5 protein-coding genes and 2 pseudogenes are annotated in these 6,927 nt (G+C 63.4%); 2 read left to right on the top strand and 5 right to left on the bottom strand.

The annotated features are described in order from the left end of the window. Window positions 1–78: 78 nt before the first annotated feature. Window positions 79–521 (top strand): annotated as a pseudogene (locus tag AB6809_RS34390) (IS6 family transposase); the annotation flags it as partial. On the opposite strand, the gene AB6809_RS34385 reads toward AB6809_RS34390, so the two are convergent. After that, entirely contained in the window at window positions 503–883 is a 381-nt protein-coding gene (locus tag AB6809_RS34385; RefSeq protein WP_371028319.1) for an SRPBCC family protein, read from the bottom strand. The pseudogene AB6809_RS34390 and the gene AB6809_RS34385 overlap by 19 nt on opposite strands. A 436-nt stretch (window positions 884–1,319) precedes the next feature. On the opposite strand from AB6809_RS34385, the pseudogene AB6809_RS34380 reads away from it, so the two are divergent. Continuing rightward, window positions 1,320–1,445: pseudogene (locus AB6809_RS34380) on the top strand (zinc-binding dehydrogenase); the annotation flags it as partial. Between the two features lie 46 nt (window positions 1,446–1,491). Here AB6809_RS34380 and AB6809_RS34375 read toward each other — a convergent pair. The 4 genes from AB6809_RS34375 to AB6809_RS34360 form a co-directional block, all read right to left on the bottom strand. After that, entirely contained in the window at window positions 1,492–3,804 is a 2,313-nt protein-coding gene (locus AB6809_RS34375; RefSeq protein ID WP_371028318.1) for a molybdopterin cofactor-binding domain-containing protein, read from the bottom strand. Next, window positions 3,801–4,313, bottom strand: coding sequence for a (2Fe-2S)-binding protein (locus AB6809_RS34370; protein ID WP_307251991.1), 513 nt, complete (start codon window positions 4,311–4,313; stop codon window positions 3,801–3,803). The genes AB6809_RS34375 and AB6809_RS34370 overlap by 4 nt, the downstream gene beginning before the upstream one ends. After that, window positions 4,310–5,611: a cytochrome c gene (locus AB6809_RS34365; protein ID WP_307251994.1), complete on the bottom strand. Its 1,302-nt coding sequence runs from the start codon at window positions 5,609–5,611 to the stop codon at window positions 4,310–4,312. The genes AB6809_RS34370 and AB6809_RS34365 overlap by 4 nt, the downstream gene beginning before the upstream one ends. A 73-nt stretch (window positions 5,612–5,684) precedes the next feature. Continuing rightward, complete coding sequence (locus AB6809_RS34360; protein WP_307251996.1) at window positions 5,685–6,845, bottom strand: alkene reductase; 1,161 nt, start codon at window positions 6,843–6,845, stop codon at window positions 5,685–5,687. Window positions 6,846–6,927: the final 82 nt, after the last annotated feature.

The raw sequence follows: 6,927 nt of genomic DNA, 5'->3' as shown, positions 1-6,927 counted from the left end.
GGGAGCCGTGTAAATCGAGAGGTTTACGCACGGTTCTGCGAGAGACTCGGGGCGCAATTCCCCGGGTCTACTCACCCGTACATTCGCGTCAGGGGAGAATGGCGATATCTTTACCGGGCCGTTGACAGGGACGGCAACACCATTGACTTTCTGCTACGCGCCCATCGGGACAGGACTGCAGCCCGGCGTTACTTCGAGAAATCGATCGCCTGGAATGGCGCGCCCGATACAGTGACCATTGACAAAAGCGGCGCCAACTCGCCGCGCTCAAAGCGATCAATGCCGATCGCGAAACGCCCATCCGGATCCGCCAGTCGAAATATCTCAACAATCTGGTCGGGCAGGACCATCGGGCGATCAAGCGACGAACGGGACCCATGCTGGGATTCAAGACTTTTCGCTGTGCCCGAATCCTTCTGGGCGGCATCGAGTTGATGCACATGATTGTCAAAGGCCAGATGAAGTGTGCTCGCGGAACCCATCCGTCCGCCGCTGATCAATTCTACAACCTCACAACATAAGCAGTACTTCGCATATCGATCTCACTCGCCCCTCGATCCTTACCGCGACAAAGCCAACCCGTTTCATCGCCATCGACCGTTGTGGTCCACGCGAGCCGGCGATTTGGCACGCATTCAGTGACGACCAGTGACATCGGATAGCCGACCGTCACGCGGCTGTAGCGTGTGCCGAGCCCGACTTCCGACTCGCCGGATAATATCCGGACCTGATCCTCGGCCGGAAAGTATCGCGACCAGCGCTCGGCGTCGACGAGCAGTTTCCAAACCACTTCCGGTGGCGCTTTCACGTCGATGTCGTTGAGCGCGTAAATTGCCGAGGTACGCGGGTCATAGCGTTCCGGCCGGTTGACTTTGTCGATCATGTATCGAATCCCTGTTTTTCGGTTGGGTTAGCCGCGGGAACGCTCGCGCGCAGTGGCGATCTCCGCGAAGTTCCTAAGTAGCTTCTCGACTTTCGGCTGTGCCCGGAAACCGTTCGGATAGCTTAGGGTTGCAGTGCTCATCGGCGTAGACTTGGCTGGACCACGGAGCGTCAAGGATAGATGTCCGCGAACTTTTTCTGCGACCACCTACGAGGGTAAATCCATACTCACCGCCTCTCAAGTTCGGGGATCCTATGCCGTAATAAAGTCGAAGCGCCTAGACCAATCGCCACGCGAGCGATCGGTTAGCTTAGTGCTGCAAATAGTCATTTGAATATTTTGGGCGAACTGAGACGGTCTGCAGACGAGCCTGGCCGTTTCCGGCAGATCGTCTTTGGCCAGCGTCTCGACCTGATACAGCGCCTCGAAATACTCCGATGGGCTCTCGTCGAGCGTGCTGAAACCGGTGATCGACAAGGTGTTCCCGCTCGAGCAGATTGTCGACGCTCATCGTTATCTCGAGTCGAACCAGCAGTTCGGGAAGATTGTTGTCACGGTGTGAGCTTTTTTTGCGGAGCTTGACCGAAGGGATCGACCGGCTGACGACCTCAAGCTCGCAAGCTCTCGCCGGCCAGCGGCATGTCCCGCAAGCGTTTGCCCGTAGCGTCGAATAACGCATTGCCGAGGGCGCCCGCGGTCGGCCCCATCGACGCTTCCGCCGCGCCCAGAAACGGCGCTCCCGGCCGGTCGATCGGGTGCACTTTTACGCTGCGCGGGGCGGCGGAAAATCGCAGGATCGGATAACTGCTCCAGTCGAAGCTGCGAATTCTGTTCGTGTCGAACTGCAATTCTTCGTACAGCGTCCAGCTTGCCGACTGGATCACGCCGCCTTCGATCTGGTTTCGAATGCCGTCGGGATTGACGATCTGCCCTGCGTCGACGGCCGCTTCGGCGTGTTCGAGAATCACCTGACCGGTTTCCGGCACCACCGAGACCTCGACGGCGATCGCGACATACGCCATCAGGTTCTTGTACCTGGCGAAAGCAAAGCCGACGCCGTGATTACGTTTGCGAGGCGGGCGGGGCCAGCCGAACTTCTCGGCGGCCAGCCTGATCACATCCCGCGCGCGTGGGTCCTGCATATGCCTGAGCCGGAACTCGACGGGGTCGGCGCCCGCGGCGGCGGCCAACTCGTCCATGAACGTCTCGATCGAGAAGACATTCATGTGGGCACCAAGCGAGCGCATTGCCGAGGTGTGCAGCGGCATCGTCGGCGAGAAGTTGTTCATCACATGCATGTTGGGCAACGCATACAGTGGAATGCCGTTGCGATCGCCGCCGCCTTCCGGCTGCACCATCGGCACGGAGGGCGCGGGTGCGAACGGCTTCTGCAGCAACTGCGCAGGAATCAGCCGGCCGGCGTTTACGATCCGCTCATTGTGCGAACTGCTCCACAGCGCATAGTTCCAGTCGACGATGTTCCCGCCCGCGTCGAGCGACGCCTTGACCTCGGTGACCATCGCGGGCGTGTAGTGATCCCAGGTATGTTCCTGTTCGCGCATCCACTGCACGCGCACCGGCTTGCCTTCCATTTCGCGCGCGATGAGTGCGGCGTGCGCGGCGACATCGTCGGCGCCGTTGTGACCGTAACAGCCGGAGCCTTCGACGTGGATGCAGCGAACGCTGTCCTTCGGCATCGACAGCATTTCGGCCAGGCCATCGCGCAACGGATACACACCTTGCGAATGGGTCCACACGGTCATCGCGCCATCCTTGAACAGCGCGAGCGCGCATGACGGCCCAATCGAGCCGTGCATCATGTAGCGCTTGGTGTATTTCGCGCCGAGCGTTTTGATAGCCGTTGCCGTTGCCGTTGCCGTTGCCGTTGCCGTTGCCGTTGCCGTTGCGCTGTGCGTGTTGGCGATTTCGATGTGCTGCGTGCAGAGGGTTGCGAGATCGCGATGAACCGTGGCCGGGTCCGGCAGCGCGCGGCCGGCGCTCCACTGGCTGTTCGCGGCGAGCGCCCGCTGCGCCTGCACGGCCTGCCATTCGCCGTCGGCGACCACGGCGAGCATGCTGCCGTTTCTCACCACCTTTACGACGCCCGGCATCTTGAGAACATCTGCGGTGTTGGCTTGCAATAACCGGGCGTCATAGACGGGCGGCATCACGACGCGCGCGTGCACCATGCCGGGAATCTGCATGTCCTGTACGTAGCTGACGCCGCCCGTCACCTTGCGCGGAATGTCCACCCGCGGCAACGACGTGCCGATGACGTGGAAAGCCGAGGGATTCGTCAGCCGCGAAACTGGCGTAGCGATGCGATGCAAATCGACGAGGCCCACGGCTTCACCATAAGTCATGCTGCGGCCGTCTGGAGCCTTGATGACCGAGTCGCGCACGGTAAGAACATTGCTACGGATGCCGAAGCGTTTCGCGGCGGCATCGACGAGCAACCCGCGCACCTGCGCCGATGCGTTGAGCAGCGCGCTGCCGCTGTCGGCGATCGTGTGGCTGCCCGCGGTCAGGCCTTCGTCGGGCGACGCGCCCGTGTCGGCGGTGAGGAACGTAATGAGCGCGGGCGCGACGGCTAGCTCTTCGGCGGCAATCTGAAGGAGCGCGGTGCGCACGCCCGTGCCTAGTTCCACTTTGCCGGTGTATACCGTGACCTGGCCCGCGCGGTCGATCCTGATCCACGAGTCCAGGTACGGGTTCGTCTTCAGACTGCCTGCCAGCGCCTGAGTCGCCTTGCCGATGTGCACGGCGGCGCCTTCGTCGGCGATCACTTCCTGCGCGAGCGCTTTCACGCCGGGCAACATGCTGAAGCTCACGACGAGCGCGCTGCCCAGCATGAAGCGGCGGCGGCTTTCGTCGATGTGTTCGTCCGTGTGTTCGTCCAAATGTTCGTCGTGGTCGCTCATTGCGCGCCTCCGTGACTCGCCGCGAGTGGCGGATTTTCGCGTGGCGTGTCCGCGGCCTGCAAATGCGCGACTTCGCGGATCGCGGCGAGGATGCGTGTGTGCGTGCCGCAACGGCACAGGTTCGGCTCCATGTGCTCGAGCAGTTCGCGCTCGGTAGGACGTGGATTGCGATCGAGCAGCGCCTGTGCGCGCATGATCATGCCTGCGATGCAATAGCCGCACTGCACCGCCTGATGTTCGATGAACGCTTTCTGCAGGGGGCCGGGATGCTCGATCGTGCCGAGACCTTCGATGGTGCGCACCGGCTTCCTGCCGATCGACCCGACCGGAATCAGGCAGGAAAACGCCGCTTCGCCATTGACGATCACGGTGCACGCGCCGCATTGGCCGAGGCCGCAGCCGAACTTCGCGCCGTGCAGTTGCAGGTCGTTGCGCAGCGCGTAGAGCAGCGGTGTCGAAGGATCGATGTCGAGCGCATGCTGCACGCCGTTGACGGTGAGATTGATCATCGCGCGTTGTTCTCCTTTCTGACTTTCACCACCGCCGCTTCGACGTCTGTCCACGGGCCGCGCCGCGAATAGGCGCTGCGAATGTAGGTCGCGACATCGGCGATCTGCTGGTCGTTGTAGATGTGATCGAAGGCGGGCATGTAGTTCATGCTGTCCTCGCCGTGCCAGCCGTTGCCGCTCAACATCATCTGGATCGCGTTGCGCGGCGTCGCCGCGTTGACGGCGGTGCTGAATGCGAGCGTGGGGCGTTCGCCGATCGACTGCATCGGCGCAGCGGGGCCGTGGCATTGCGCACACGAGGCGGCGAAGAGCATCACGCCGCGTTGCGCTTCGGGTGAACCGGCGGCGGGCGTGGTAGACGCGGCCGGCGTCGCTTCGGCGGCGGGCACGGCCACGGTCTGCGGCTTCTGGATCGACAGAAGATAGGTGGCAATCGAGCGCACGTCGGCTTCCGGAACCGTTGCCAGATCGCGCGTAACGGGCAGCATCGGACCGGCTGCTGCGCCATGCTCGCTTGCCCTGCCGGTACGCAGATAAGTGACGAGCTGTTCCTTCGTCCAGGGTTTCGGCGCCGCGCCGAGCGCGTTTAGCGCAGGCGCTTCCCATCCGTCGACGATGCCGCCGTCTAACGCATGGCCCGACTTCTCGCCGCCGATCGCATTGAGTGGCGAGTGACACGACGCGCAGTGGCCGAGGCCATCCACGAGCAGCTTGCCGCGGTTCCATTCGGTGTCTTTCGATGCGTCGGGCGGTTGCTCGCCCGGGCGCAGGAACAGCACATTCCAGAAGGCGAGCAAGGGACGGAAATTCAGCGGGAACATCAGCTCGTTAGCGGGCGGCGTCGCATCGACGGGTTCGCGTGTCATCAGATACGCGTAGGCCGCCGCGATGTCGTCGTCGGAGATACGCGTGAAGTGCACGTAGGGAAACGCGGGGTACAGAAGGTGCCCGTCGCGAGCCACGCCGTCGCGCACCGCGCGCGTGAATGCCTCGAGCGACCAGGCGCCGATGCCGGTTTTGACATCCGGCGTGATATTGGTCGCGTAGATCGTGCCGAACGGCGTGGCGAGCGGCAAGCCACCCGCGAACGGCTTGCCGCCCTTTGCCGTGTGACACACGATGCAGTCGCCGAGCGCGACGACGCGCGCGCCCGCGAGCTTCGTGCGGGCGTCGAATGCGTCCTGCGCGGGCGGGCTGACGGGCGCGATCGCCGGCTTCCACATCGGCAGTAAAGCGACGGCGAGCGCGGCCACGATCGCCACGCCGCCTGCCGCCAGCAATCCAGACTTGCGGGTCATTCGCATACCTTTCATGGAGGGCTTATGTCGGATAGGCGGCGCGCTGCACCGCGCGCCGAGGCAACGAGCGATGTCATGCCTGAGCCGCGCGCGGCTCGGCTCGCGCATCGGTTGGCGTGTGGCCAGCTACGCTGCCGCCGAACGGATAGTCGATGTACCCGGCGGCGTCGCCGCCATACCAACCTGTGGCCTTCGGCGCCGCGAGCGGCGAGCCGGTGCCGATGCGTTCGACCAGATCAGGATTCGCGATATAGGCGCGAGCGAACGCAACGAGGTCCGCGTCGCCTTCGCGGATCAATGCTTCGGCGGCATTCACCGATATTCCGCCGTTGACCATCAGCGTGCCGGAATACACGCGCCGCAGGCGTCCGACGATGCGCGGCAAATCCGGCTGCCCGCTCCAGCCGTTCGTGTCTGCCGCGTGGACATACGCGACGCCGAATTCGCCGAGCATCTTGCCGACGTAGTCGTAGGTGCCGTCGGGGTCCGCGTCCCGCACATTGTTGTAGTGCGCATAAGGCGAGATGCGCACGCCGACGCGCTCGAGCGGCATGACGGAGCCAATCTCCGTGATGATCTCGCGCAGAAAGTTCGCGCGGTTCGCGACCGAGCCGCCGTAACGGTCGTCGCGCGTGTTGAGGGTCGACGAAAGGAATTGATGCGGCAAATAGCCGTTCGCCGCATGCACCTCGACGCCGTCGAAACCGGCGGCAATCGCGTTGGCCGCGCCCTGTTTGAAGGCATCGACGGTGAGCCTGATCTCGTCGAGCGACATGGCGCGCGACGGCGTCGCATGAATCTTCGTGTACTGGCCGTTGTGCAGTTGCGCCCAGACTTGCAACTGTTCGAGGTCGTCATTCACGCCCGAAGGCGAGAGCGGCGCGTCGCCGCCGAGCAGCGCGAACGAACTGACGCGCCCGCCGTGCCACAACTGCATGAAGATGCGCCCGCCCTCGGCGTGCACCTGGCTCGTCACCTTGCGCCAGCCTTCGATCTGCCCGGCGGCGAAGATGCCCGGCGTCAGATCGAACGCCGCCGAAGCCGCGTTGACGTTGGTCGCTTCGCTGATGATCAATCCCGCCGACGCACGTTGCGCGTAGTAACTCGCCATCAATTCGGTGGGCCGCCCTTGCGACGGTGCGCGTGAGCGGGTCATCGGCGCCATCGCGACGCGATTCGGCAAGTGCAGGCCCGACAGGTCGTAACCGTCGAGCAAAGGTGAAAGTGAGGACATGGTCGTTTTCCTTGGCGAGGGATAGAGCGTCGTTCAGGCAGGGCGCAATGCTGAGAAGCGTATCGCCAAGCCCATGAGAATT

The organism is Paraburkholderia sp. RCC_158, from assembly GCF_041355255.1.
GTDB lineage: Bacteria > Pseudomonadota > Gammaproteobacteria > Burkholderiales > Burkholderiaceae > Paraburkholderia > Paraburkholderia graminis.
Note: the sequence above shows the minus strand (reverse complement) of the source record. Positions and strands in the feature narration are given on the sequence as shown.